The organism is Oxalobacteraceae sp. CFBP 8761, from assembly GCA_014841595.1.
Lineage (GTDB): Bacteria > Pseudomonadota > Gammaproteobacteria > Burkholderiales > Burkholderiaceae_D > Telluria.
The window spans coordinates 2,448,479-2,472,887 of sequence record JACYUE010000001.1; the positions used below are offsets into that span (position 1 = coordinate 2,448,479).

The 24,409-nt window shown below is 64.0% G+C and carries 23 protein-coding genes and 2 tRNA genes; 12 read left to right on the plus strand and 13 right to left on the minus strand.

Annotation, left to right across the window (positions count from 1 at the left end; translation table 11 throughout):
* Positions 1-11: 11 nt before the first annotated feature.
* Positions 12-88, minus strand: a tRNA-Asp gene (locus IFU00_10630).
* Positions 89-169: 81 nt separating this feature from the next.
* Positions 170-442 carry an HU family DNA-binding protein gene (locus IFU00_10635; protein MBD8542739.1) on the minus strand — a complete coding sequence of 91 codons (273 nt, stop codon included), beginning with the start codon at positions 440-442 and terminating at the stop codon, positions 170-172.
* 243 nt (positions 443-685) lie between these two features.
* On the opposite strand from IFU00_10635, the gene IFU00_10640 reads away from it, so the two are divergent.
* On the plus strand, positions 686-1,654 hold the full coding sequence (locus tag IFU00_10640) for an IS1595 family transposase (protein MBD8542740.1): 969 nt from the start codon (positions 686-688) through the stop codon (positions 1,652-1,654).
* A 77-nt stretch (positions 1,655-1,731) separates the two neighbouring features.
* Here the strand turns inward: IFU00_10640 and lon are convergent, their stop codons facing one another.
* The 7 genes from lon to IFU00_10675 all read right to left on the minus strand — a co-directional run bounded on the left by lon (position 1,732) and on the right by IFU00_10675 (position 12,444).
* Positions 1,732-4,146 (minus strand): endopeptidase La, encoded by a 2,415-nt coding sequence (gene lon, locus IFU00_10645; protein ID MBD8542741.1) that lies wholly within the window; start codon positions 4,144-4,146, stop codon positions 1,732-1,734.
* Positions 4,147-4,415: 269 nt separating this feature from the next.
* Positions 4,416-5,684, minus strand: coding sequence for an ATP-dependent Clp protease ATP-binding subunit ClpX (gene clpX / locus IFU00_10650; GenBank protein ID MBD8542742.1), 1,269 nt, complete (start codon positions 5,682-5,684; stop codon positions 4,416-4,418).
* Positions 5,685-5,866: 182 nt separating this feature from the next.
* A complete protein-coding gene (gene clpP / locus IFU00_10655) occupies positions 5,867-6,445 on the minus strand; it encodes an ATP-dependent Clp endopeptidase proteolytic subunit ClpP (GenBank protein MBD8542743.1) in 579 nt (192 codons plus the stop codon).
* A gap of 117 nt (positions 6,446-6,562) precedes the next feature.
* Positions 6,563-7,903, minus strand: a complete 1,341-nt coding sequence (locus tag IFU00_10660) for a trigger factor (GenBank protein MBD8542744.1) — start codon at positions 7,901-7,903, stop codon at positions 6,563-6,565.
* Positions 7,904-7,934: 31 nt separating this feature from the next.
* A tRNA-Leu gene (locus IFU00_10665) sits at positions 7,935-8,021 on the minus strand.
* A gap of 158 nt (positions 8,022-8,179) precedes the next feature.
* On the minus strand, positions 8,180-11,278 hold the full coding sequence (locus IFU00_10670; protein ID MBD8542745.1) for an efflux RND transporter permease subunit: 3,099 nt from the start codon (positions 11,276-11,278) through the stop codon (positions 8,180-8,182).
* Positions 11,275-12,444 (minus strand): efflux RND transporter periplasmic adaptor subunit, encoded by a 1,170-nt coding sequence (locus IFU00_10675; GenBank protein ID MBD8542746.1) that lies wholly within the window; start codon positions 12,442-12,444, stop codon positions 11,275-11,277. The genes IFU00_10670 and IFU00_10675 overlap by 4 nt, the downstream gene beginning before the upstream one ends.
* Before the next feature lie 119 nt (positions 12,445-12,563).
* On the opposite strand from IFU00_10675, the gene hpnC reads away from it, so the two are divergent.
* From hpnC to IFU00_10705, 6 genes are all read left to right on the plus strand, one after another.
* Positions 12,564-13,373, plus strand: coding sequence for a squalene synthase HpnC (hpnC, locus tag IFU00_10680; GenBank protein ID MBD8542747.1), 810 nt, complete (start codon positions 12,564-12,566; stop codon positions 13,371-13,373).
* A 105-nt stretch (positions 13,374-13,478) separates the two neighbouring features.
* Positions 13,479-14,312: a presqualene diphosphate synthase HpnD gene (hpnD, locus tag IFU00_10685; GenBank protein MBD8542748.1), complete on the plus strand. Its 834-nt coding sequence runs from the start codon at positions 13,479-13,481 to the stop codon at positions 14,310-14,312.
* Positions 14,299-15,708, plus strand: a complete 1,410-nt coding sequence (locus IFU00_10690) for an FAD-dependent oxidoreductase (protein ID MBD8542749.1) — start codon at positions 14,299-14,301, stop codon at positions 15,706-15,708. Before hpnD ends, IFU00_10690 begins: the two co-directional genes overlap by 14 nt.
* 31 nt (positions 15,709-15,739) lie before the next feature.
* Positions 15,740-15,889, plus strand: coding sequence for a hypothetical protein (locus tag IFU00_10695; protein MBD8542750.1), 150 nt, complete (start codon positions 15,740-15,742; stop codon positions 15,887-15,889).
* A gap of 15 nt (positions 15,890-15,904) precedes the next feature.
* Positions 15,905-16,732, plus strand: a complete 828-nt coding sequence (locus IFU00_10700; GenBank protein MBD8542751.1) for a DUF1700 domain-containing protein — start codon at positions 15,905-15,907, stop codon at positions 16,730-16,732.
* A 5-nt stretch (positions 16,733-16,737) separates the two neighbouring features.
* Positions 16,738-17,544, plus strand: coding sequence for a DUF2807 domain-containing protein (locus tag IFU00_10705; protein MBD8542752.1), 807 nt, complete (start codon positions 16,738-16,740; stop codon positions 17,542-17,544).
* Between the two features lie 183 nt (positions 17,545-17,727).
* Here IFU00_10705 and IFU00_10710 read toward each other — a convergent pair whose 3' ends face one another.
* On the minus strand, positions 17,728-18,945 hold the full coding sequence (locus IFU00_10710) for a YeeE/YedE family protein (GenBank protein MBD8542753.1): 1,218 nt from the start codon (positions 18,943-18,945) through the stop codon (positions 17,728-17,730).
* 176 nt (positions 18,946-19,121) lie between these two features.
* On the opposite strand from IFU00_10710, the gene arfB reads away from it, so the two are divergent.
* Positions 19,122-19,529, plus strand: coding sequence for an aminoacyl-tRNA hydrolase (gene arfB / locus IFU00_10715; GenBank protein MBD8542754.1), 408 nt, complete (start codon positions 19,122-19,124; stop codon positions 19,527-19,529).
* A 3-nt stretch (positions 19,530-19,532) separates the two neighbouring features.
* Here the strand turns inward: arfB and IFU00_10720 are convergent, their stop codons facing one another.
* The 3 genes from IFU00_10720 to IFU00_10730 all read right to left on the minus strand — a co-directional run bounded on the left by IFU00_10720 (position 19,533) and on the right by IFU00_10730 (position 22,472).
* Entirely contained in the window at positions 19,533-19,898 is a 366-nt protein-coding gene (locus IFU00_10720) for a hypothetical protein (protein ID MBD8542755.1), read from the minus strand.
* A 52-nt stretch (positions 19,899-19,950) separates the two neighbouring features.
* Positions 19,951-21,141 carry a hypothetical protein gene (locus IFU00_10725; GenBank protein MBD8542756.1) on the minus strand — a complete coding sequence of 397 codons (1,191 nt, stop codon included), beginning with the start codon at positions 21,139-21,141 and terminating at the stop codon, positions 19,951-19,953.
* A gap of 74 nt (positions 21,142-21,215) precedes the next feature.
* The gene (locus IFU00_10730; GenBank protein ID MBD8542757.1) at positions 21,216-22,472 is read right to left on the minus strand and encodes a TIGR03862 family flavoprotein; all 1,257 of its coding nucleotides are present in this window, start codon (positions 22,470-22,472) and stop codon (positions 21,216-21,218) included.
* A 136-nt stretch (positions 22,473-22,608) separates the two neighbouring features.
* Here IFU00_10730 and IFU00_10735 point away from each other — a divergent pair, with 136 nt between their 5' ends.
* Genes IFU00_10735 through IFU00_10750 form a run of 4 tightly spaced genes read left to right on the plus strand, consistent with a single transcriptional unit; the run spans position 22,609 to position 24,394 of the window.
* The gene (locus IFU00_10735; GenBank protein ID MBD8542758.1) at positions 22,609-23,019 is read left to right on the plus strand and encodes a hypothetical protein; all 411 of its coding nucleotides are present in this window, start codon (positions 22,609-22,611) and stop codon (positions 23,017-23,019) included.
* Positions 23,016-23,219 carry a helix-turn-helix transcriptional regulator gene (locus tag IFU00_10740; protein MBD8542759.1) on the plus strand — a complete coding sequence of 68 codons (204 nt, stop codon included), beginning with the start codon at positions 23,016-23,018 and terminating at the stop codon, positions 23,217-23,219. Before IFU00_10735 ends, IFU00_10740 begins: the two co-directional genes overlap by 4 nt.
* Positions 23,216-24,157, plus strand: a complete 942-nt coding sequence (locus IFU00_10745; protein MBD8542760.1) for an alpha/beta hydrolase — start codon at positions 23,216-23,218, stop codon at positions 24,155-24,157. The genes IFU00_10740 and IFU00_10745 overlap by 4 nt, the downstream gene beginning before the upstream one ends.
* A 12-nt stretch (positions 24,158-24,169) precedes the next feature.
* The gene (locus IFU00_10750) at positions 24,170-24,394 is read left to right on the plus strand and encodes a hypothetical protein (GenBank protein ID MBD8542761.1); all 225 of its coding nucleotides are present in this window, start codon (positions 24,170-24,172) and stop codon (positions 24,392-24,394) included.
* Positions 24,395-24,409: the final 15 nt, after the last annotated feature.

Here is a 24,409-nt window from a genome sequence, read left to right on the forward strand (position 1 = left end):
TGCGTTTTTTGTGGCGGAGCGGACGGGACTCGAACCCGCGACCCCCGGCGTGACAGGCCGGTATTCTAACCAACTGAACTACCGCTCCAGCAAAAAACACACCAACGAACATCAGGGACTACACAACAACCCCTGCTGCTTTCCTTCGCTTGTCACCGCGAAGAAGGCATTAGTTTACAGCATCTTTCAGCGCTTTACCAGCCTTAAATTTCGGGACGCGTGCAGCCTTGATTTTGATGGGCTCCTTGGTGCGCGGATCGCGGCCCGTGCGTGCAGCGCGCTCGCCGACCGTGAAGGTGCCAAAGCCGACCAGCGTGACGCTGTCGTTCTTTTTCAGGGTCTCGGTCACGGCGTCGATCACGGCGTCGAGGGCACGCGCTGCCGATGCCTTGGTAATGTCCGCGGACTTCGCGATTTCTTCGATCAGTTCTGTCTTGTTCACTCGTTCCCTCGTTTCCCGTTCGTGACGCACACGCGCCGCTGCTGCAAAAGTGCAGGCCGTATTAAACAAGGGCAACATGGCGCTGTCAAGCGAGCCCGGTTCAACGCAGGTTCATCTGTGGCATATGGCGCGCCAATACGACGACGCAAAAAAAAGGGGCGCAGTCAACGTTAAATAGAGACCAGCTTCGAACTGACGAGCACTCCAATGGTCCAACCCTGTCCCCAGTGTCAGGAGTCGATCATGAAAGCGCCACGCTTCAAGGGTTGGTTCGCAAAACTGCCTTTACTGAATCAGCCGCAGCGGCGGCAAGTGCTCGATGCCCTGCATCCTGCAGCCGGACTCGATCAAGTGGTCGCGCTCATCAGTGAGGTCAGAGCGCCAGGTCGCTGCTGCCCCAGATGCGGCAACGAGCGCTGCTACCGGCACGGTTTCGCCAATGACTTGCAGCGCTACCGCTGCTGCGCCTGCGGCCGCACCTTTAACGACCTGACCGGTACGCCACTGGCGCGGCTGAGGCTAAAGGGTAAATGGCTCGCGTATTCGCAAGTGCTGCTCGATTCACTGCCCGTACGCAAGGCCGCAGACCGGGTCGGCGTACACCGCAATACCGCCTTTCGCTGGCGCCACCGCTTCCTGCATTGGGTCAAGCTCGACCGGCCCGTAGCCCTTAATGGCATCGTCGAAGCTGACGAAACATTTCTGCTCGAGTCACAGAAAGGTTCGCGCACGCTTGATCGGCCAGCGCGCCGTCGCGGCGGCCACGCTGCCAAACGGGGCATTTCCGGTGAACTGGACTGCATCCTGGTTGCGCGCGATCGCGAGGGGCGCACCATTGATTCCGTGACCGGCCGCGGAGCGCTCACGGCTGCGCAACTCGACCGTGACTTGCTACCCAGGCTAGACAGGCAGGCCTTGCTGGTCAGTGATGGCCATCCCGCTTACCGCGCCTTTGCACGCAAGCACAGGATCGCGCACGAGACGATCAATGTGCGCGCCGGGGTGCGTGTGAGGCGCCCAGGCAGCCTTGCCATCCATGTGCAGAACGTGAACGCCTACCACCAGCGCTTCAAGGCGTGGCTGCAGGGCTTTCGGGGCGTGGCGTCGCGCTATCTACCCAATTATCTTGGCTGGCGCTGGGCGCTGGATGGTGCGCGAATTTTTTCGCCAGAACAATTGCTTAGTATCGCTATCAGTGTCATCAACAGATAACGCTGACTGAGCCCCAAAAAAAACAGGCGCCACATGGGCGCCTGTTTCAGGGAGCTGACCAGCAGCCCGGTACTGTCTTAGTGCTTGACTACTTCCGGCTTGGCTTCCACCGGCGCTGGCGCAACGGCCACCGCAGGATCGTCCACCAACGGCTGTGGCTGGCGCTCCAGTGCGATCTCCAGCACTTTTTCGATCCAGCGCACCGGTACGATCTCGAGCTTGTTCTTGACGTTGTCCGGAATCTCGGCCAGGTCCTTCACGTTTTGCTCAGGAATCAACACCGTCTTGATGCCACCGCGATGCGCCGCCAGCAGTTTCTCTTTCAGGCCACCGATCGGCAGGACTTCACCGCGCAGCGTGATCTCGCCCGTCATTGCCACATCGGCGCGCACCGGGATGCCCGTGAAGGCCGAGACCAGCGCCGTCGTCATGCCGATACCGGCCGACGGACCATCCTTCGGTGTCGCACCTTCTGGCACGTGGATGTGGATGTCGGCCTTCTCGAACGCCTCGTTCTTGATACCGAGGCGTGCGGCGCGGCTGCGCACCACCGTGCGGGCAGCTTCGATCGACTCCTTCATCACGTCGCCCAGCGTACCGGTGCGGATGATGGCGCCCTTGCCGGGCACGTTGACAGCTTCGATCGTCAGCAGATCGCCACCGACTTCGGTCCACGCCAGACCAACCACCTGGCCGACCTGGTTATCTTTCTCGGCAACGCCAAAGTCATAACGGCGCACGCCCAAGAACTTGTCCAGGTTCTTGCCGTTGACGATAACGCGCTTGTCGGCGCCCGTGCCTGGCTTTTTCAGCAGCAGCATCTTGACGACCTTGCGGCAAATCTTCGACACCTCGCGCTCGAGCGAACGCACGCCGGCTTCGCGGGTGTAGTAACGGATGATGTCGCGGATCGCGGTCTCTTCGACCTTGATTTCCTCTTCCTTCAAGCCGTTGTTCTTCAACTGCTTTGGCAACAGATAGCGCAGCGCGATGCTGGTCTTTTCGTCTTCGGTGTAACCCGACAGGCGAATGACTTCCATGCGGTCCAGCAGCGCCGGCGGAATGTTGTACGAGTTCGACGTCGCCACGAACATCACGTCCGACAGATCGAAGTCCACTTCCAGGTAATGGTCCGAGAACGTGTGATTCTGTTCCGGGTCCAGCACCTCGAGCAGGGCCGACGACGGATCGCCACGGAAATCGGCGCCCATCTTGTCGATCTCGTCGAGCAGGAACAGCGGGTTGCGCACGCCGACTTTCGCCAGCGATTGCAGCACCTTGCCCGGCATCGAACCGATGTACGTGCGGCGGTGGCCACGGATCTCCGCTTCGTCACGCACGCCACCCAGGGCCATGCGCACGAACTTGCGGTTCGTCGCGCGGGCGATGGACTGGCCAAGCGACGTCTTGCCGACGCCCGGAGGACCGACGAAGCACAGGATCGGCGCTTTCAGCTTGTCGACGCGCTGTTGCACTGCGAGGTATTCCAGGATGCGTTCCTTGATCTTGTCCAGGCCGTAGTGATCTTGTTCAAGCACGGCTTCGGCACTGGCCAGATCGATCGCGACCTTCGACTTCTTGCGCCATGGCAGCGACACCAAGGTGTCGATGTAGTTGCGCACGACGGTGGCTTCGGCCGACATCGGCGACATCAGCTTGAGCTTGCGAATTTCGGCCTGGGCTTTTTCCATGGCTTCTTTCGGCATCTTGGCGGCGACGACTTTCTTTTCGAGTTCCTCGATGTCGGCGCCCTCTTCGCCCTCGCCCAGTTCTTTCTGAATCGCCTTGACCTGCTCGTTCAAGTAGTACTCGCGCTGCGACTTTTCCATCTGGCGCTTGACGCGGCCACGGATGCGTTTCTCGACCTGCAGGATGTCCAGTTCACCTTCCAGCTGGCCGAGCAGATGCTCGAGGCGCTTGGCGACGTTGAAGATCTCCAGGATCACCTGCTTCTGCTCGAGCTTGAGCGGCAGGTGTGCAGCGACGGTATCGGCCAGGCGGCCTGCGTCATCGATGCCGGCGAGCGAGGCCAGGATTTCTGGTGGAATCTTTTTGTTGAGTTTCACGTACTGGTCGAACTGCTGGACGATCGCGCGGCGCATGGCCTCGACTTCGGAGTCGTCGCCGATTTCCGATTCGACCGGCGTCAGTTGCGCGGTGAAGTGCGTGGCGCCGTCGTTGATCGTATCGATACGGGCGCGCTGCGAACCCTCGACCAACACCTTGACGGTACCGTCGGGCAGTTTCAGCATCTGCAGAATATTGGCGACGCAGCCGATCTCGTAGATGTCTGCGGCGGACGGTTCGTCCTTGGCGGCGGCCTTCTGGGCGGCCAGCATGATGCTTTTGCCCTGCTCCATCGCGGCTTCCAGAGCCTTGATCGATTTAGGGCGGCCAACGAACAGAGGTATCACCATATGCGGGAACACAACCACATCGCGCAACGGCAGAAGTGGCAGCGTCGTTTGCTCGGTTAATTTCGAAGTTGTCATGGCATACCTTATAAAAAGCGTGTTCTGAACTTGGGCGCTGGACAGCCAAAACACAAGACCGTCCGGTAAAAATATATTCTGTAAGTAAAAGAAATCTTACTTGTCAGAGCATATAGCCGTTCCAATAAAAAACCCTCGGAAAATGAAAAAGCCACCGCACGGCGTACCGCGAGTGGCTTTTCGAATGAAGCCGGGCTCTCTTATTGAGATTGATTGTACCGAGTTGAATCCGTGCGGCAAGCAATTTGTCGCTTGCCGACGGATTTTTTTCAGTTTTCTCCCGACGCTTTTGCCGTTTCGCTGTAAATCAGCAAAGGTTTCGCGCCGTTCGTGATCGTATTTTCATCGATCACGACTTTCACGACATTTGACTGGCCTGGCAATTCATACATCACGTCGAGAAGCGCATGTTCGAGAATAGAACGCAGGCCACGCGCACCGGTTTTACGGGCCAGCGCTTTCTTTGCAATCGCATGCAGCGCTGCCGGACGAATCTCCAGCTCGGCGCCTTCCATTTCCAGCAATTTCGAATATTGCTTGATCAAGGCATTCTTCGGCTCGATCAGAATCTGGATCAGCGCTTCTTCGGTCAGCTCGGACAATGCAGCCACCACCGGCAGACGGCCGACCAGCTCGGGAATCAGGCCGAACTTGATCAGGTCTTCAGGTTCGGCTTCGAGCAGGATCTCGGCGTTGTAGCCGGAATCGAGACTCTTGACCGTGGCGCCGAAGCCGATGCCGCTCTTGACCGAGCGGTTCTGGATCACCTTGGCCAGGCCATCGAATGCGCCGCCGCAGATGAACATGATGTTGGTCGTGTCGATCTGGACGAAGTCCTGGTTCGGGTGCTTGCGTCCGCCCTGTGGCGGCACCGATGCCATCGTGCCTTCGATCAGCTTGAGCAATGCCTGCTGGACGCCCTCGCCTGACACGTCACGGGTGATCGACGGGTTGTCGGACTTGCGCGAGATCTTGTCGATCTCGTCGATGTAGACGATGCCGCGCTGGGCCTTTTCCACTTCGTAGTTGCAGCTTTGCAGCAGCTTCTGGATGATGTTCTCGACGTCTTCACCGACATAGCCGGCTTCGGTCAGCGTCGTCGCATCGGCAATCACGAACGGCACGTTCAGCATGCGTGCGAGCGTCTGGGCCAGCAGCGTCTTGCCGGAGCCGGTAGGACCGACCAGCAGGATGTTGCTCTTGGCCAGTTCGACTTCGTCTTTCTTGCCCAGGTGCTTGAGGCGCTTGTAGTGGTTGTACACCGCCACCGACAGGATGCGCTTGGCCGTTTGTTGACCGATCACATACTGGTCGAGCAGTTCGGTGATTTCAAGGGGCGTCGGCAGGTCGGACTTGGCGCCCGTGACCGTTTCGACGTTCGAGGTTTCATCGCGGATGATGTCGTTGCACAAGTCGATGCATTCATCGCAGATGAACACGGACGGTCCTGCGATCAGCTTTTTGACTTCGTGCTGGCTCTTTCCACAGAACGAGCAGTACAACAGTTTTTCGCCGCTGGAGGATTTTTTCTCTGACATGGGGGCAGGACTCTATTGAATTGCTATGAATATAACGCTTAACCGGAAACGCAACAAGGGCGAATCCAAGGGCGCAACTGGTGCGCATGCGAACATGCTACCCGAAATAAAAAACAAACGCCCGAACGTGTTCGCGTCCGGGCGTTTTTTTCCAACATCGCGCTGGATGCTCGGGCAATTTCTTAACCGCGGTGCGTGAGGACCTTGTCGATCAGCCCATACTCCACCGACTCTTCGGCCGACATGAAGCGGTCACGGTCGGTGTCACGGTGGATCTGCTCGATGCTCTGGCCGGTGTTATCGGACATGATGCGGGCCAGACGCTCGCGCAGATACAGGATTTCTTTCGCCTGGATTTCGATATCCGAGGCCATGCCCTGTGAACCGCCCGATGGCTGGTGAATCATGACGCGCGAGTTCGGCAGCGAGAAACGCTTGCCCTTGGCGCCGGCTGCCAGCAGGAAGGCGCCCATCGAGGCCGCCAGACCCGTGCACAGCGTCGAGACGTCGGGCTTGATGAAGTTCATCGTGTCGAGGATCGCGAGGCCGGCCGAGACCGAGCCACCCGGCGAGTTGATGTAGAGCGAGATATCCTTGTCAGGATTTTCGCTTTCCAAAAACAGCATCTGGGCGACGATCAGGTTGGCCATCTGGTCGTTGACCGGACCGACCAGGAAAATCACGCGTTCTTTCAAGAGGCGCGAGTAAATGTCGTAGGCGCGTTCGCCACGACCACTTTGCTCGACAACCATCGGCACCAAGCCGAGTGCCTGTGTATCCAGTGCTGGATTGTGCATCATACCTGTCTCGTTCCTTGTTAGGGGTTGGTCAAATGGGCCATTGAAAAAAGCCGGCCTCGAGGGGCCGGCCTGCTTTCCTTAAGCCTGTGGGACGCTGCCCATCAGTTCATCGAAAGCGACGGTCTTGTTCGAGACCTTGGCCTTGCCAAGTACGTAGTTGACGACGTTTTCTTCCAATACAAGGGCTTCGACTTCACCGAGGCGACGACGGTCGCTGAAGTAGTACTTCAGGACTTCTTTCGGGTCTTCGTAGCTCTGCGAGAAATCTTCGATCTGGGCTTTCACCTGATCTTGCGTGGCTTGCAGATCGTTGTCAGCAACCAGTTGCGACAGGATCAGACCCAGACGCACGCGGCGCTCGGCCTTGTCCTTGAACATCTCGGACGGGAATGGCAGCTTGGCCACGTCCATGCCGCGCTGTGCCATGTCCTGGCGGGTCATTTCGGCCAGACGCTCCGAATCCTGCTCGACCATCACGGTCGGCACGTCCAGTTCGGTGGCCTTGACCAGTGCGTCCATCACGGCTTCCTTGTTGCGGGCCTTGACGCGGGCGCGCACTTCGCGCTCCAGGTTCACCTTGATGTCTTCGCGCATCTTGTCGATCGAGCCGTCTTCGATTCCCAGCGACTGGGCGAATTCGGTGTCGACGGCAGGCATGTGCGCCCACTCGAGTGCTTTGAGCGTGATGGTGAACTCGGCGGTTTTACCGGCGACGTCCTTGCCATGGTAGTCCTCTGGGAACGCCAGTGGGAAGGTCTTGGCTTCGCCGACTTTCAGGCCGATCGTTGCGGCTTCGAACTCAGGCAGCATGCGGCCTTCGCCCAGCACGAAGGCATAGCCTTCAGCCTTGCCGCCGTCGAATTCGACGCCGTCCAGCGTGCCGACGAAGTCGACGGTGACGCGGTCACCTTCGGCTGCGACTGGCTCGCCGCCGGTGCCGTGTTCGCCTTCTTCGCCCTTGGTGTGATAGTGCACACGCTGCTTGCGCAGGATGTCGATGGTCTTGTCGATTTCGGTGTCGGACACTTCGGTCACGACGGTTTCGACTTCAACGGCTGCCAGGTCGCCAATGACGACTTCAGGATAGACTTCGAAAGTCGCGTTGAATTCGAGGACGCCTTCAGGGGCGTCGTCTTTTGGCTCGATTTTCGGGAAACCGGCAACGCGCAGTTCGTTGGCGACAGCGGCTTCGTTGAATGCGCGGCCAACTTTGTCGTTGAGCACGTCCGATTCGATCTGGTAGCCGTACTGGGCAGCGACCATCTTGAGCGGCACTTTGCCCGGACGGAAGCCAGGCGCCTTGGCGGTCTTGGCCTGCTGTTTCAGGCGCTTCTCGACTTCAGTGCGGACGTCAGCGACCGGAAAAGAGATCGTCAAGCGACGTTCGAGTTTACCCAGGGTTTCGACTGCAGTTGCCATTGTAAAAATCGTCCAAAAAAATAATTATTCGTGGTGCGAGGAGGGGGACTCGAACCCCCACACCATTGCTGGCGTCAGGACCTAAACCTGGTGCGTCTACCAATTTCGCCATCCTCGCTCAGGATTGCAATATCGCCTCAAAAACAAAGGGCGCCCGACAGTAGAACCCGGCCGCCCTGCACTCCATTGTTTAGGGGCTACAACTTCAATCGATTATTTTACTGGAATTTCTGACACTATTGGGCATCATTTTTTCCAGTGCGGGGGTACGTGCTTTCATTCGATGCCTGCCCCTGCCGGCTTTTTGACGCGGAACCACGCCGCGTACAAGGCCGGCAGGAATAACAGCGTCAATGCCGTCGCCACCATCAGGCCGCCCATGATGGCCACCGCCATCGGCCCCCAGAACGTCGAGCGCGACAACGGGATCATCGCCAGCGCCGCCGCGGCGGCCGTCAGCAGGATCGGCCGGCAGCGGCGCACGGCTGCTTCGATGATCGCATCCCACGGATGGCTACCGGTGGCAATATCCTGCTCGATCTGGTCGACCAGGATCACCGAGTTACGGATGATCATGCCGAACAGTGCGATCACGCCCAGATTCGCGACAAAGCCAAAGGGCCGGTCGAGGATCAGCAGCGCCATCGCGGCGCCCGCCACGCCCAGCGGGCCGGTCAAAAACACGAGCAGCGAGCGCGAGAAGCTGTGCAGCTGCAGCATCAGCAGCGCAAACACGATGAACAGCACCAGCGGCACATTGGCTGCGATGGATGCCTCGGCTTCCGAGCTGTCGGCGGCGGCCCCTTCGATTGTCAGGGCGTAGCCGGCCGGCAGCCTGGCACGCAGCGCGCGCAACTGCTTGTCGACTTGCGCGGTCACGGTCGGCCCCTGGATACCGTCGACCACGTCAGCCTGGACCATGATGGCCCACTCGCGGCCTTCACGCCAGACGACGCCCGGCTCCCAGACGAAGCGCACGCGCGCCACCTGGCCGATCGTCACGGCCTGCCCGCCGGTGGTCGGCACCAGCGTTTCCGACAGCCGCGTGATGGTCGAGCGCTCTTCCAGTGGCTGGCGCACGACCATGTCGATCAGGCGGTTCGATTCGCGGAACTGGCCGACCGTCGTGCCGGTGAGCGTCGTGTTGACCGCGCGCCGCACGGCCTGCGACGTCACGCCCAGCGCGCGCAGCTTGTCCTGGTCCAGGTCGAGGCGCAGCACCTTGATCGATTCGTTCCAGTTATCGTTCACGCCCAGCGTGTTCGGATTGGCCAGCAGCGTCGCCCTGACCTGGTCGGCGATCCCGCGCACGACGCCGATGTCCGGCCCCAGCACCTGGAACTGCACCGGGTACGGCACCGGCGGGCCGTTGGCCAGCAGCCTGACGCGCCCGCGCACTTCGGGGAAATCGTGCCTGAAGATGTCGACGATCTTCAGGCGCAGCGCGTCGCGCGCCTTGGTATCGACCGGCAGCACGACCACCTGCGAGACGTTCGACTGCGGGAAAATCTGGTCCAGCGGCAGATAGAAACGCGGGCTGCCGGTGCCGACATAGCTCGTCACGCTGCGCACGCCCTGCTGCTGCGCCAGAAACGCCTCGAAGCGCTTGACGGTCGCTTCGTTGGCGGCAAAGCTCGTGCCCTCGGGCGACCAGAGTTCGACCATCAGCTCGGGCCGGCTCGAATCCGGGAAGAACTGCTTCTCGATGAACGTGAAGCCGAAGATACCCAGCGCGAACACGGCAAGCGTCAGCGCGATGGTGGTCTTGCGCCACTCGACGCACCAGGTCACGATGCGCCGGAAGCGCCGGTAGGCCGGGGAATCGAAGACTTCGTGGCCACTCTCGCCATGGACGTGCGGCTTGACCTTCAGCAGCATGAAGCCGATATAGGGCGTGAACATCACCGCCACCACCCACGAGATCAGCAGCGCCAGTCCATTGACCGAGAACATCGTGAACGTGTACTCGCCGGCGGCCGATTCGGCCAGGCCGATCGGGAGGAAGCCCGCCGCCGTGATCAGCGTCCCGGTCAACATCGGCATGGCCGTCGATGTGTAGGCGAAGGTGGCGGCCTCGAAGCGCGACATGCCCTCTTCCATTTTGCGCACCATCATTTCGACGGCAATGATGGCGTCGTCCACCAGCAGGCCCAGCGCGATGATCAGCGCGCCGAGCGAAATCTTGTGCAGCGAGATGTCGAGCATGCGCATGGCCAGGAACGTGATCGCCAGCACGAGCGGGATCGACAGCGCCACCACCAGGCCCGGATAGATATCGATACGCCATTTGGGCTTGCTGTGCAGACCGAGCGCCAGGAACGACACGACCAGCACGATGACGACCGCCTCGATCAGCACCTTGACGAACTCGCCGACCGATTCCTTGACGGCCTGCGGCTGGTCGGCCACCCGTTCGAGCTCGATCCCGACCGGCAGCTGCGCACGGATGCGCGCCACTGTCTCGGCCAGCCCCTTGCCCATCGTGATGATATTGCCGCCCTTTTCCATCGACACGCCCAGGCCGATCACTTCCTTGCCGTTAAAGCGCATCTTGTCGGCCGGCGGGTCCTGGTAGCCGCGTTTGACGGTGGCGAAGTCGCCGAGGCGGAACGTGGTGCCGCCAGCGCGCAGTTGCAGCGCTTCGATCTGGTCAAGCGTGCCGAGCGCGCCCGTTACCCGCACCGACAGATTGTCCGTGGGCGTGACCAGCACGCCGCTGGCCTCGACCGCATTCTGCGTGGCGATCTGGTTCACGATCTGCTCGAACGGCACGCCCAGCTGGGCGAATTTCTTGCTGGAGAACGCGATATACACTTTTTCGTTCTGCACGCCGAACTGCTCGACCTTGGCCACCAGCGGCACGCGCAGCAGTTGCTGGCGCACGAAGTCGGCGTAGTCGCGCATTTCGCCATAGGTGAAACCATCGCCCGACAATGCGAAGATCGACCCGTAGGTGTCGCCGAATTCGTCGTTGAAGAATGGGCCGATCACGCCCTGCGGCAGCGTGGCAGTGATGTCGCCGATTTTCTTGCGCACCTGGTACCACGCGGCCGTCGTTTCCTTGGGCGGCGTCGATTCACGCAGCTCGATCAGGATCGTGGTTTCGCCCGGCTTGGAAAAACTGCGGATGCTCTTGACGTACGGCGTCTCCTGCAGCTTGCGCTCGAGCGGATCGGTGACCTGCTCGGCCATCTGCAGCGCCGTTGCACCCGGCCACACGGCGCGCACGACCATCGCGCGGAACGTGAAGGGCGGGTCTTCGTCCTGGCCCAGTTCGAAGTAGCTCAGGATACCGAACAGCAGGCAGGCGGCGATCAGGAAGCGCGTGAGCGGGATGTGTTCCAGCGCCCAGCGCGACAGGTTGAAGCCTTTCATCGTGCGGCCCCGCCGTTGGCCGTCATGGCCGCTTCGGCGTCCGCCCGGCGCGCGACATCGGCGGTGAGGATGCGCACCTTCTGGCCCGGCTTGAGCAGGTTCACGCCGGCCGTGACCACGTTCTGGCCGGCGCGCACGGCGCCCGATACCAGCACGTCGTTCTCGACCTGGCCGGCCACCTGCACCGGCACGAGCTTGACGGCGCCGTTTTCGACGACCCAGACGCTGCTCGCGCCCTTGTTGTTGACCAGCGCGCTCAACGGTACGCGCAGGCCGCCGTTGGTTGCCGCGCCCGTGGCCAGCTCCACCGTCGCGCTCATCCCCAGGCGCGCATCGGCGCGGGCGGGCAGCGCGACCTTCACGGTGTAAGTGCGGGTTGCGGCGTCGGCCATTGGCGCGATTTCGCGGATCTTGCCCGGGATGGTCTGCTCTGCATCGGCCCACAGGCGTACGACCACGTCGGCCGACTGGCGCAATCCGTCCACTTTGTTTTCGGGGATGCCGATGACGACTTCCTTCTCCGTGGTGCGGGCCACGCGCACCACCGGCGTGCCGGCCTGGACGACCTGCCCCACTTCGGCATCGATGGCCGTGACGACGCCATCGACGTCGGCAACCAGGGTCGTGTAATCGGCCTGGTTCGACTGGCCGCGCAAGCCGGCGCGCGCTGCATCGACATTGGACTGGGCCGCCTTGAGCGCGCTTTGCTTGGCGTCGAGCACGGCCTGGCTGACGAAATTCTGGGAGCGCAGATTGACGTGACGCTGGTAATCGGCAGCGGCCAGTTCGCGCTCGGTGTCGGCGGCGCGCAGCGTGGCGCGGGCCTGGGTTTCGGCCAGCCGGATGTCTTGCGGGTCGAGCCGCATCAGCACCGTGCCGCGCTTGACGGTCGCGCCCACGTCCACCTTGCGTTCGATGATCTTGCCGCCCACCCGGAAGCCCAGTTGCGACTCGTAGCGCGGCCGCACGTCGCCTGCAAACTGCGACCGCTCGGCGCCCGCATCTGCCACCAGCTGGATCACCCGCACCGGACGGATATCCTCAAGCGGCGGCGCCGGCTTCGAGCACGCGGCGAGGGCGCCGGCGGCGCAGAAGGCGAGCACGGCCGCCCGCAGGATGGGGGAAGAAAATCGGACAAACACGGTGGTGATCCTTTGACTGGGCATGCGGCGTCTCAAGCCGAAGCTGGCGGCGCGTGGAGTGCTGCGTTGGCGCCAGTTTGTAATTCAGCAATTATAATCATGCAAATAGACAATGTGACGACTTTAGCGTCTTCCCTCTAAACATGGCCGTCAATCACTACGAGAACTTTCCTGTTGCGTCGATCCTGCTGCCGCGCCGCCTGGTGCCGGCGGTCGAGGCAATCTATGCCTTTGCGCGCAGTGCCGACGATCTGGCCGACGAAGGCGACGCCACGCCTGGCGAACGGCTGGCGGCGCTGCAAGCCTACGACCAGCAGTTGGACCGCATCGAGGCTGGCAGCGTTCCCGATGAGCCGATGTTCGCCCGGCTGGCGCATGTCGTGGCGCAGTACCGGCTGTCGGTCGGGCCGATGCGCGACCTGCTGTCGGCGTTCCGGCAGGATGTCGTGACGCCGCGCTACCAGGAATACGCGAGCCTGCTCGACTATTGCCGCCGCTCGGCCAACCCGGTCGGGCGCCTGATGCTGGCCCTGTACGAGGCCGACGACGCGGTCAACCTGCGCGACTCGGATGCCATCTGCAGCGCGCTGCAACTGATTAACTTCATCCAGGACGTCGCAATCGATCTGACCAAGGGCCGGATCTACCTGCCGCTGGAAGACCTGGCGCGGTATAAGGTCAGCGAAACGGCGCTGAAGGCAGGCGTCGTCGATGCACCGTTCCAGGCCCTGATGCGCTTCGAGGTCGAGCGTGCCCGCGCGTTGATGCTGTCGGGCGCGCCGCTGGCCAGGCGGCTGCCGGGCCGCATCGGCTGGGAGCTGCGCATGATCGTCCAGGGCGGCCTGCGCATCCTCGACCGGATCGAGCGCGCCGGCTACGATGTGTACCGGCGCCGCCCGACCTTGGGCACCGCGGACTGGGTTGCCGTCGGCTGGGGCGCGCTGCGCATGTAAAAGTCACGGCGCACATCGCCGGCTGCGCTGTCTACCCTGCTAGAATGCTCGCCTGACGGCACAGCCGTGCCGCAGCCGCCCAACCAGCACTCCACGACGATTTTCATGTCTCCAGACGAATACTGCCAGCAAAAGACCGTTCAAAGCGGCTCCAGTTTCTACTACAGCTTCCTGTTCCTGCCGCCCGAACGCCGGCGCGCGATCACGGCGTTGTACGCTTTTTGCCGCGAGGTGGACGATACGGTTGACGAAGCCACCGACGGTTCCGTCGCGCGCATCAAGCTGGCGTGGTGGCGCACCGAGGTCTCGAAGATGTATGCGGGCACGCCGACGCATCCGGTGATGCTGGCGCTGCAGCCCCATATCGCGGTCTACAAGCTGGAAGAACAGCACCTGCAGGCGATCGTCAACGGCATGGAGATGGACCTCGACCAGAGCCGCTATCTCGATTACCCCGGCCTGCAGCGCTATTGCTGGCACGTGGCGGGTGTCGTGGGCATCCTGTCGGCCAGCATTTTCGGCTACACCAATCCGCAGACGCTGGCGTACGCCGAAAAACTGGGCCTCGCGTTCCAGCTGACGAACATCATTCGCGACGTGGGCGACGACGCGCGCAAGGGCCGTATCTACCTGCCGGTCAACGAACTCCAGCAGTTCGGCGTCACGGCGAACGACCTGCTCAAGCTCCAGCACAGCGAGAAATTCGAAGCGCTGATGGCGTTCCAGGCCAAGCGCGCGCAAGCCATCTATGACGAAGCACTGGCCCTGCTGCCAAAGGAAGACCGGCGCGCCCAGCGTCCGGGACTCATGATGGCGTCGATCTACCGCACGCTGCTCGATGAAATCCAGCGCGACGGCTACCACGTGCTGAACCAGCGCATCTCGCTCACGCCGCTGCGCAAGCTGTGGCTGGCGTGGAAGACGTATGTCCGCACCTAGACTGCGCGTTGCAGTCGTCGGCGCCGGCTGGGCCGGCTGCGCAGCAGCGGTAACGCTGGCGCGCAAGGGCGCGGACGTCATCCTGTTTGAAGCAGCGCGCACCCTTGGCGGGCGCGCCCGCGGGGTCGACGTACGCGGCCTGACGCTGGACAACGGCCAGCACATCCTGCTGGGCGCTTACGCCGAATCGCTGCGCATGCTGCGTCAGGTGGGCGTCGATCCCGATGCGGCGCTGCTGCGCCTGCCGGTGCAAATGCGCTATCCGCCCGGCGGCGCCGGCATGGATTTCGTTGCATCACGCCTGCCCGCGCCGCTGCACCTGGCGTTCGCGCTGCTGCGCGCCAACGGCCTGACCCGCGCCGACAAGCTCGCACTGGCCCGTTTCAACAGCGCCGGGCGCTGGATGGGCTGGGCGCTGGACGTCGATTGCACGGTGGCCGAACTGCTCGAACGCTTCGACCAGACCGAGCGACTCACCACACTGATGTGGCGTCCGCTGTGCATCGCGGCGCTCAATACGCCGCCCGAGCGCGCGTCAGCGAATGTATTTTTGGCGGTCCTGCGCGACAGCCTGGGCGCCAGCCGGCGCGCGGCATCCGACATGCTGTTGCCGCGCGTGGCCATGGGCGCGCTGTTTCCGGAGCCTGCCGGTGCCTGGCTTGCGCATGAAGGTCACACAGTGCGCGCTGGCGTCAAGGTTGCGGCGATCGCGCGCAACGTGGATAGCGATGGCTGGTGCCTGACAACGGGCGCGGGCGAGGAGCGCGTCGATGCCGTCGTGCTGGCCACGCCCGCGAGCACCAGCGCCACGCTGCTGGCGCCGTTTGCCGACTGCGCCGCGCTTGGTGCGCAACTGGATGGTTTCACGTACGAGCCGATCGCGACCTGCTACCTGCAATATGCACCGGGCACGCGCCTGGACCTGCCGTTCTGCGCGTTGCTGGACGATCCGCAGGCAGGCCGCTGGGGCCAGTTCGTGTTCGACCGTGCCCAGCTCGACCCGGGCCAGGATGGCGTGTTCGCTGTCGTCGTCAGCGCCGCCGCCGAGGCTGCAGCGCTGCCGCGTGAGACGCTCGCTGGCGCCATTGCGGCGCAGCTGGCGCGCGACTTCGGCCGGCCCGAACTGGCAGCGCCGGTCTGGACCCAGCTGATTACCGAGAAGCGCGCCACGTTCACCTGCGCGCCCGGCCTGGTCCGGCCAGGCAACGTCACGCCACTCCCGGGCGTGGTGCTGGCGGGCGACTACACGGCCAGCGACTACCCGGCGACACTGGAGACGGCGGTGCGCAGCGGTCAGGGGGCGGCGACGGCCATCCTCGCCTATGGCGCCCTGCCCCGCGAAAAGCGCAGCCTGTCGCACGGCGATGGTGCAGCGGCGGCCGGCGCCATAGAGTAGCACCATCGAAACACGCCTGATGGACATCACCATGACACCCCGACTCGGACTGCGAACGGTCGCCCTGCTGCTTCTCGTGGCGGCCAGCACGCTCGTACTCGTCATGCCCGAACTGATCGGCGGCGGGGCCCCCGGCACGGCCAGCGCGATCGGTGCGATCCCGGTCCTCGGTCATCACTAGGCCGGCACACATCGTATGGCTTACTTTTTCTCCAAGCTCGACTACCTCGATGCGCTCAAGCGCGCGTTGATGGGACTCCCGCCCGACGTGCAGGCCAAGACGCTCGCCTGGTACGAACAGCGCTTCGTCGACGGCGCAGCGCTCGGGCGGCTTGAACCGGATGTGGCCCGCGAGCTGGGCGACCCGCGTGACGTCGCCCTGACGCTGCGCACCAATGCCCATTTCGCGCAGCTGGCGCACAAGCCGGCGCCGCCAGCGGGCTCCGTGGCGCGCACCATGGTGTCGGGCTTCGGCCTGCTGGTGTTCAACCTGTTCATGCTGATTCCGGCGGCGGTGTTTGCGTCGCTGCTGATGGCGCTGTACGTGTCGGCGTTTGGTGTCTATGTGTCAGGCATTGCCGTCACCGCCAGTGGCCTGGCCGGCTCGAACGAGCTGGTGCTGAGCGCCCCGTTGAGCCGCCTCGAAATGACGAACGACGACGGCGCAAGCGAAACGCAGACCCGGGTGTCGATCGGCGAGCATGGCATCCAGGTGTATGAAGAGCCGGTGCTGAGGCCGGATTTGCGGCCCGAGGCGGGCGACGATGGACAGGCCGCCGACGTCGTCAGCGACAATCGTGACAAGCGCTCGCGCGTGCTGCGCGGCGCTGAAGCGGTGGCCGAACGCCGCATCCAGATCACAACCGACCTCGATCCCGATTCGCGCACGACGCAGGTGGTGCTCGGGTGCGGGCTGATCCTCGGCGGCATTGCGCTGTTCCTGTTGTCGCTGGTGTTCAGCAAGTACACGATCGCCGGCATCCGCCGCTACGTGAACATGAACATGTCGTTGTTGAAGGGATAACCGCCATGCGCTCATTGATGAAAGTGGGTTTCAGCCTGCTGCTGCTGGCAGCGGTGCTCGTCGCGCTAAGCTACAGCATGCTCAAGGCCAGCGGCACGGTCAGCGCCGCCGAAGGCCGCGCCGTCGCCCAGGACACGCGCCCGGTACCGGCCGGCGTGGAGATCGTCGAACTCGACGGCCCCATCGACCTGAACCTGCGCTACGGCGCCACGCCGATGCTGCGGGTCAGCGGCGAGCAGCGCATGCTGGGCAATGTCGAGGTCACGGGCGACGGCAAGGTCCTGCGCATCGGCATCCGCGGCATGGTGCTGCGCCACCGCGAACCGCTGGTGGTCGAGCTGGTGCTGCCGGTACTGACATCGGTGACGATCGAAGGCAGCGGCGACAGCACGATCAACGGCTTTTCGGGCGACGCCATCGCAGTCCAGCTCAATGGCTCGGGCAGCGTGCGCTTCAATGGCCGCTACCGCGACGCCACGGTCGGCTTGACCGGCAGCGGCGACCTCGACGTCAATGGCGGCGCCGCCATGGACCGCGTCGACACCCGCCTGATGGGCTCGGGCAGCATCACGGTCTCCGGCACTGCCCGTGCTCTGGAAGCCGACACGACAGGCTCCGGCCGCCTCGACGCCGAACACCTGCGCGCCAGCGAAGTCACGCTGAGCCAGACCGGCTCCGGCGACAGCGTCGTCCAGGCCCGCGACACCATCCGCATCACCCTGAGCGGCAGCGGCGACGTCGAAGTCTGCGGCAACCCCGCCGAACGCAGCACCAGCCGCACGGGCAGCGGCAGCGTCACCTACCAAGAATAACCGCCAAACAAATAGGGTCAGTGTCGAATTGTTTGACAACTTCAGTAAATCAGTTGCTCAATAATTCGACTCTGACCCCAATTGTTGGGCAATTGTCTATTGGATAATTAGGATCAGAGTCGAATTGTTTGACAACTTCAGTTAATCAATTGGCTAATAAATCGACACTGACCCTGCGTTTGCTCAGCAGGCGGTGGGTTTCAGGCGCTCGACTTCGAGGCCGAAGAAGGGGCGCAGGCGGGTGCCGACGACGTTGCCGATGAAGGCGACGACCAGCCACAGCCAGCCGTGCAGGCTGCCCGACAGGATGCCGCTGAAGTACGCGCCGATATTGCAGCCGTAGGCCAGGCGGGCGCCGTAGCCCAGCAGCAGGCCGCCGACGATGGCCGCGATCAGCGAGCGCAGCGGCAGGCGCCAGACTGGGGCGTAGCGGCCGGCCAGCGCCGCTGCCAGCATCGCGCCCAGCACGATACCGATGTCCATCACCGACGTTACGTCTTGCGAGATCGGCGAGGCCAGTGCGGCGGCGTTGGCTTTCGTGGACCAGTAGGTCCAGCTGGCCGTGTCGATGCCCATCACTGCGGCCGCTTTCGCGCCCCACAGGGCGAAGGCCGACGTCACGCCCCACGGACGGCCGGACAGCGCCAGCGTTGCGAAGTTGAGCACCACGAGCGCGAGCGCACCGGCCAGCAGCGGCCACGGGCCATGCAGCCATGGCGAGCGATGCGGCGGCTGCACCTGCGCCGGGACCAGTTTGCCGTGGCGGCGCTTTTCGACGACGATCGTGATGAACGCGATCAGCGCGAAGATGCCCCAGTTCAGCGCCAGCGCCGGCGCCAGGCCCAGTTCCTTGACGGCCGACAGCGGCGCCAGTTGCGGCATCGAGGTCCAGAACGGCATGTGCGCCGTGCCGATCAGCGAACCGATGATGAAGAACAGCAGCGTGACGATCATGCGCGTGCTGCCGCCACCGACCGTATACAGCGTGCCGGAGGCGCAACCGCCACCCAGCTGCATGCCGATGCCGAAAATGAACGCGCCGAAGATCACCGATGTGCCGGCCGGCTGCACCAGGCCCGTCACCGGGTTGCCGAACAGCGTGCCGGCAGCCAGCGCCGGGAAGAACAGCGCCACGCCGACGGCCAGCATGACCATCTGCGCGCGCAGGCCGGCGCCACGGCCATCGGCGATGAACACGCGCCAGGCCGACGTGAAGCCGAACGCCGCGTGGTACAGCGCCACGCCGAGCAGCGCGCCGACGATATACAGCGCCGACTGGCGGCCGCTCACCGCCTGCGCGAGATACCACGCGCCAAGCACGAGCAGGAACAACGCCACGCCAAGCGGGCGCACATTGAGATCGACGCGGGGCGCCATCGACAGAGTGGAAGGATTGGACATGACAGGGACCGTGCAAATGAAAGTAGGCCGGTATTGTCGTCGCTTTTGACAATCGTTGCTGGCCGCGCGCCCATTTTGCGCGTCGAAGACACTGCAGGCAGCAGGCCGGCGCGTCAACGCTTACAATGCGCCTGCTGCTGCGAACCTGCACGGCACATCATGCAACCAGGACCGAGATGGCCGCCCTCACCCCACATGTCAATCCAGCCGAAGTCGAATTCAGCGCAATCCGGGCCCAGGGTCCGGGCGGGCAGAACGTCAACAAGGTCTCGTGCGCCGTGCATGCGCGCTTCGACATTCCGGCGTCGTCGCTGCCACAGCCGGTCAAGGAGCGGTTGCTGGCGCTGCGCGACACGCGCATCTCGCATGAAGGCGTGCTGGTTTTGAAGGCGCAACAGTCGCGCAGCCTGGAACAGAACAAGGAAGACGCGCTGCGGCGCCTGCAGGAACTGGTCGACAAGGCCGCGATCGTGCCGGTCATCCGCCGTCCCACCCGGCCAACACGCGGCTCGCAACTGCGGCGGCTCGACGGCAAGACGCGCAGCAGCCAGACCAAGGCACTGCGCGGCAAGGTTACTGACTGACCGTCACGCGCGAGCGTGCGAAGACCTGGACTTGGACTCCACCCCGTCCAGCGCCTCGAACCACGCCGCATACGGCGTATTGACCGCCATGCGCCGGTTGTAATCCGGCGCGCCATCACTCCACCAGACCGGCCCACGCTCTCCCAGCGCCCGCTTGACCTCATCGACAGCGACGCGGGCCGCGCGCTCGGCTGCATCATCGTTCACCTTGAGCGCTGCCCCGACCTGCCGCCGTGCGTCCATCAACTGATTCACCAATTGCTGGCGCTCGTCCGGCGCCAGATGCGGATTGCTGCTGCGCCAGAGGCGCCCCTTGACGACAAAGTAGCGGCCGTCCGGCGTGTTCGGATAACGGGAAGAAGAAGGCATGGTGTCGACTATACCCGCCGGCCCGGGATGCCAGCGCCCGGCTGCAGGATGCTCAAGGCATCACGCCATAGCGGTCGATGAAATACTTGACCCCGCCCGGATTCGCGGCCATCCACGCCCCCAGCGCCGGCCGGTACGCCTGTCTGAACATCAGCAGCAGGATCGCCGGTTCGAGCTGTCCTTCGCGCGCCAGCGCCCGCATCTGCAACAGGCCCGGATCAGTGATGCCTGCGCCGCTATTTGCCTCGGCCTCATCGGCGCTCTTCAAGGCCCGACGCCACGTTTCGAGCTCGATCTCGAACGCCGACTTGCGCTTGTCCTTGTCGTCGGTGCGCAGCGCAACCTCGTTCATGCCCAGCGCCAGCCGGAACGCATGATCGGGCGTCTTCTCCCCATCCGTTTGCGAATCGAGACTGATCACGTATTTGCCGTCCGCGTTTTCCGCCACGCGTACGCCACGGCGCAGGCTCAGCGCCTTCAGTGGCAAGCCGGCGCCGGCCCGATACCTGGCCAGCTTGCTCCAGTTGGGCCGCTGTGACGGGTCGGCCTCGATGGCCTTGTACAGCATCGCCTCGGCCGTGCCCCGTTTGTCCTGGTAGAACAGCGCATCGGACAAGTAGCGCCAGGCCTGCGCATTGTGCGGCTCGATCAGGGTCGCCTGACGAAAGAGCGCCTCGGCGCCCTTCCAGTCCCGTTGCACATAATGACAGTTGCCGGCGGCGACCCAGGCGCTGGAATACTGCGGATCGGCCAGCATCGTCGCCTCGTACTTTGCCAGCGCGGCCTTGATGTCCTGGCGCGCAAATGCCGCCTCGCCTTCGGCCATCAGTTTCGCCGCCCTGGCATTGGGCTGATGCAGCGGCGGCGGCGCCGGATCGTCCAGCATGCGCAGGACTTCTTGCGCGACCGGATCGTCGGCCGCCAGCAGCGTCGCCCGCTCGGCCAGCGCGCGCGCCATGTCGCGCAGCTGCGGCGCCTTGTCCTGCGGCGCCACCGTCGAGAGTTTCAGCACGAGGCCCGCCGCCAGCGACAGCGGGATCGAGGCGGTGGGATCGGCCTGTTCGGCCGCCTTGTACTTTGCCAGCGCTTCCTGGTAGCGGGCGCGCCCCTCCAGCGCCTGCGCTTCGAGCACCAGGCCACGACATGGCTGGCCGCAGCCGATGCCTGCACGGGCGCTCGGGGCGCCGGCGACATGCGCAACGGCGAGAACAACTGCGAGCGTCAGTACGCGAAAGGAGTTCATGAAATGGACGTGGCGCGGAACGCTGATGAAGCGCTTATCTTACCAAGCATGCGCCCCGAATAATTCACGGAATGTCACCGCTGTGCAGCATCCAGCCAGGCCAGCACGTCCCGCCCCGCCGCACGTCCGCTGGCAAAGCAGGCCGTCAGCAGGTAGCCGCCGGTGGGCGCTTCCCAGTCCACCATTTCGCCGGCGACGAACACGCCGGGCAGCGCGCGCAGCATCGCGCTCTGGCCGACCATCGCATCGAATTGCACGCCGCCCGCGCTGCTGATCGCCTCGTCGATCGGGCGCGCGCGCAGCAGCGTCACCGGCAGCGCCTTGATCGCCGTGGCCAGCCGCGCCGGATCGGCGTAATTGGCCTTTGACAGGCACTCATGCAGCAGGCCTGCCTTGACGCCCTTGATGCCGAGCCGGCTTTGCAAGTGGCTCGACATCGAGCGCGAACCCCGCCCGCGCGTCACCTCCTCAAACACCCGTTCAGCACTGTGATCCGGCGCCAGGTCGAGCCACAGCGTGGCCTTGCCATCGCGCGCAATCGCGTCACGTAGCGGCGCCGACAACGCATACACCAGACTGCCTTCGACGCCGCCTTCCGTGACGACCAGCTGGCCCTTGCGCCAGGCGATGGCGCCGTCGGCACCGCGCACGCCGGCCGCCACCGTCAACAGCGGCGCGCCGGCAAAGCGGCTGCTGAAATGCGCGCTCCAGCCGGTGTCAAAACCGCAGTTGGCCGGCGCCAGCGGCGCGACTTCGACACCACGCTCGCGCAGCAGCGGGACCCAGGCGCCGTCCGAGCCCAGGCGCGCCCAGCTCGCGCCGCCCAGCGCCAGAATCGTCGCGTCGGCGTCGACCAGTCGTTCGCCGTCCGGCGTGGCAAAGCGCAGGCGGCCATCCTGCCAGCCGAGCCAGCGCTGGCGCATGTGAAAGCGCACGCCGCTGTCCTTCAGGCGGTGCAGCCACGCGCGCAGCAGCGGCGCGGCCTTCATTTCGAGCGGGAATACACGGCCCGACGTGCCGACAAAGGTCTCGATGCCAAGGTCGTGGATCCAGGCGCGCACGGCGTCGGCATCGAACCCTTCGAGCCAGCCGTTCACGTGCACGGCGCGGTCGCGGTAGCGCTGCACGAAATCGGCATACGGTTCCGAGTGCGTGATGTTCATGCCGCCCTTCCCGGCCAGCAGGAACTTGCGGCCGACACTGGCCATCGCATCGCAGACGTCGACCTGCACGCCCGCTGCGGCCAACGTCTCGGCCGCCATCAGGCCTGCAGGACCGCCGCCGATCACGACGACACGGGGCGAAACGGCAGAATTGGCGGGCTGGGTCATGGTGACGAACGAGAAAAAGCGGGACCCGCATTGTAGTCGACTTCCCACCCCGAAAAACGCTGTAAAGGATGCTTGACATCCCAAAATAGCGGGCCTACGATGTAAAGCATCCTTTACTAACCACGAGAGGCACCAGATGGCTGCGAGCAAGCACGAGAAGCGGGTTCACACGGCGTACCTGCGCGAGATGGCCGGCGCGTTCCTGGTCTATGCGGTGTTGCTGATGGCCTCCATCCGCTTCGGCAGGCCAATGGACGACGGCCTGCTGCGCATCCTGGTGCTGCTCTCGCCGATGATCGGCTTTTGCCTGGCGCTGTGGGCGATCGCGCGTCACCTGGGCCGGGTCGACGAATACCTGCGCAGCTTTTTGCTCGAATCGTTTGCGCTGGCCGCCGGCCTGACCGCCGGCCTCACCTTCAGCTACGGTTTTCTGGAGACCGCCGGCTATCCGCGTATGTCGATGTTCGCCGTGTGGATGGTGCTGTGCGGCGCGACCATGCTCGTTTGCCTGGTACGCTCGGTGCACGAGAAACTGCAGACGCGATGAAAAACCGTATCCGCGAACTGCGCGCCACGCAGGGCTGGAGCCAGGCCGATCTGGCCGAGCGGCTGGACGTCTCGCGCCAGAGCGTCAACGCGATCGAGACGGGCCGTTACGATCCCAGCCTGCCCCTTGCCTTTGCCATTTCCCGGCTGTTCGGCCTGCCGGTCGAAGCCATCTTCACACCTGATCAGGAGACCGCATGAAAGCTGCACTGTTGTTGACTCTGGCGCTCGGCGCCGCCCCCTTTGCCGCCGCCCAAGCACAGTCTGCGGCCACGGCACCCCAGAGCGCGAACCGCTTTGCCGCCAGCATCAAGCCGGCCGAAACCTTTGAATCCGGCGCGCTGCTGGTCGAGCGCCATGGCAGCAAGGGCCGCCCGGTAATCCTGATTCCTGGCCTGGCCAGCGGCCCATGGGTATGGCAGGAAGTGATCCGCCAGTTCAAGGACGAGTTCACGCTGTATGTCGTGACGCTGCCCGGCTTCGACGGCCGCCCGGGCCCAACTGGCGAACCCTTTGAAGGCGCCCGCGCCGCACTGGAAGGATTAATCGCGCAGCGCAAGCTGAACAAGCCGATCCTCGTCGGTCACAGCCTGGGCGGCACGCTCGCCTACGCCGTCGCGCAGGATGTAGGCAACGGCATCGGGGGCGTCGTGGCGCTCGACGGCCTGCCGGTGTTCCCCGGTACCGAGAACATGCCGCCCGCGCAGCGCCCACAAGCGGCGCAGCGGGTGCGCGACACGATGGCCGTGGCCGACCCCAACGCCTGGGCCGCCCAGCAGCGCCAGTACATGCGCGGCCAGGGCGTGCTCGACATCGGCAAGGCCGACGACATCACGCCACTGCTGCTGCGCAGCGACCGCGCCGCCGTCGGCGCCTACGTGGCCGACGCGCTGGCGCTCGACCTGCGCCCGGGCCTGGAAAAGATCACCGCGCCGGTGCTGGTGGTGGCGCCGTTTTACCAGTACGATGGGGCGCAGGACACGATGACGGCAGATGACAAGGTCGCGCACTACCGCAGCCTGGTCGAGGGCATCCCCTCGGTCGAGGTGGTGCCCATCGCGCCGTCCCGGCACTTCCTGATGATCGACCAGCCGCTGGCCCTGGCCGGCATCCTGCGCCGCTTTTTCGACCGTCGTTGAAAGGAGTTTTCCATGCGCCCTGCTACCTATTGGATCGGCCAGTTCCTGCTGGCCGCCGGCACGATGTTTCTGCTGCTTGCCGCCGTCGACCTGATGCGCGGCGACACCCTGGCTGCCACCTGGCCCGGCACGCTGGCCTGGTCGGCCGCGGCGGCAGCGATCTTTGTCGCCTCACGCTGGCGCCAGGCCAGCCGCGGCATCGCCTGCGCGGTCTGCAAGGATGAGCAGGCGCGCTGATACCACCGGCCAGGC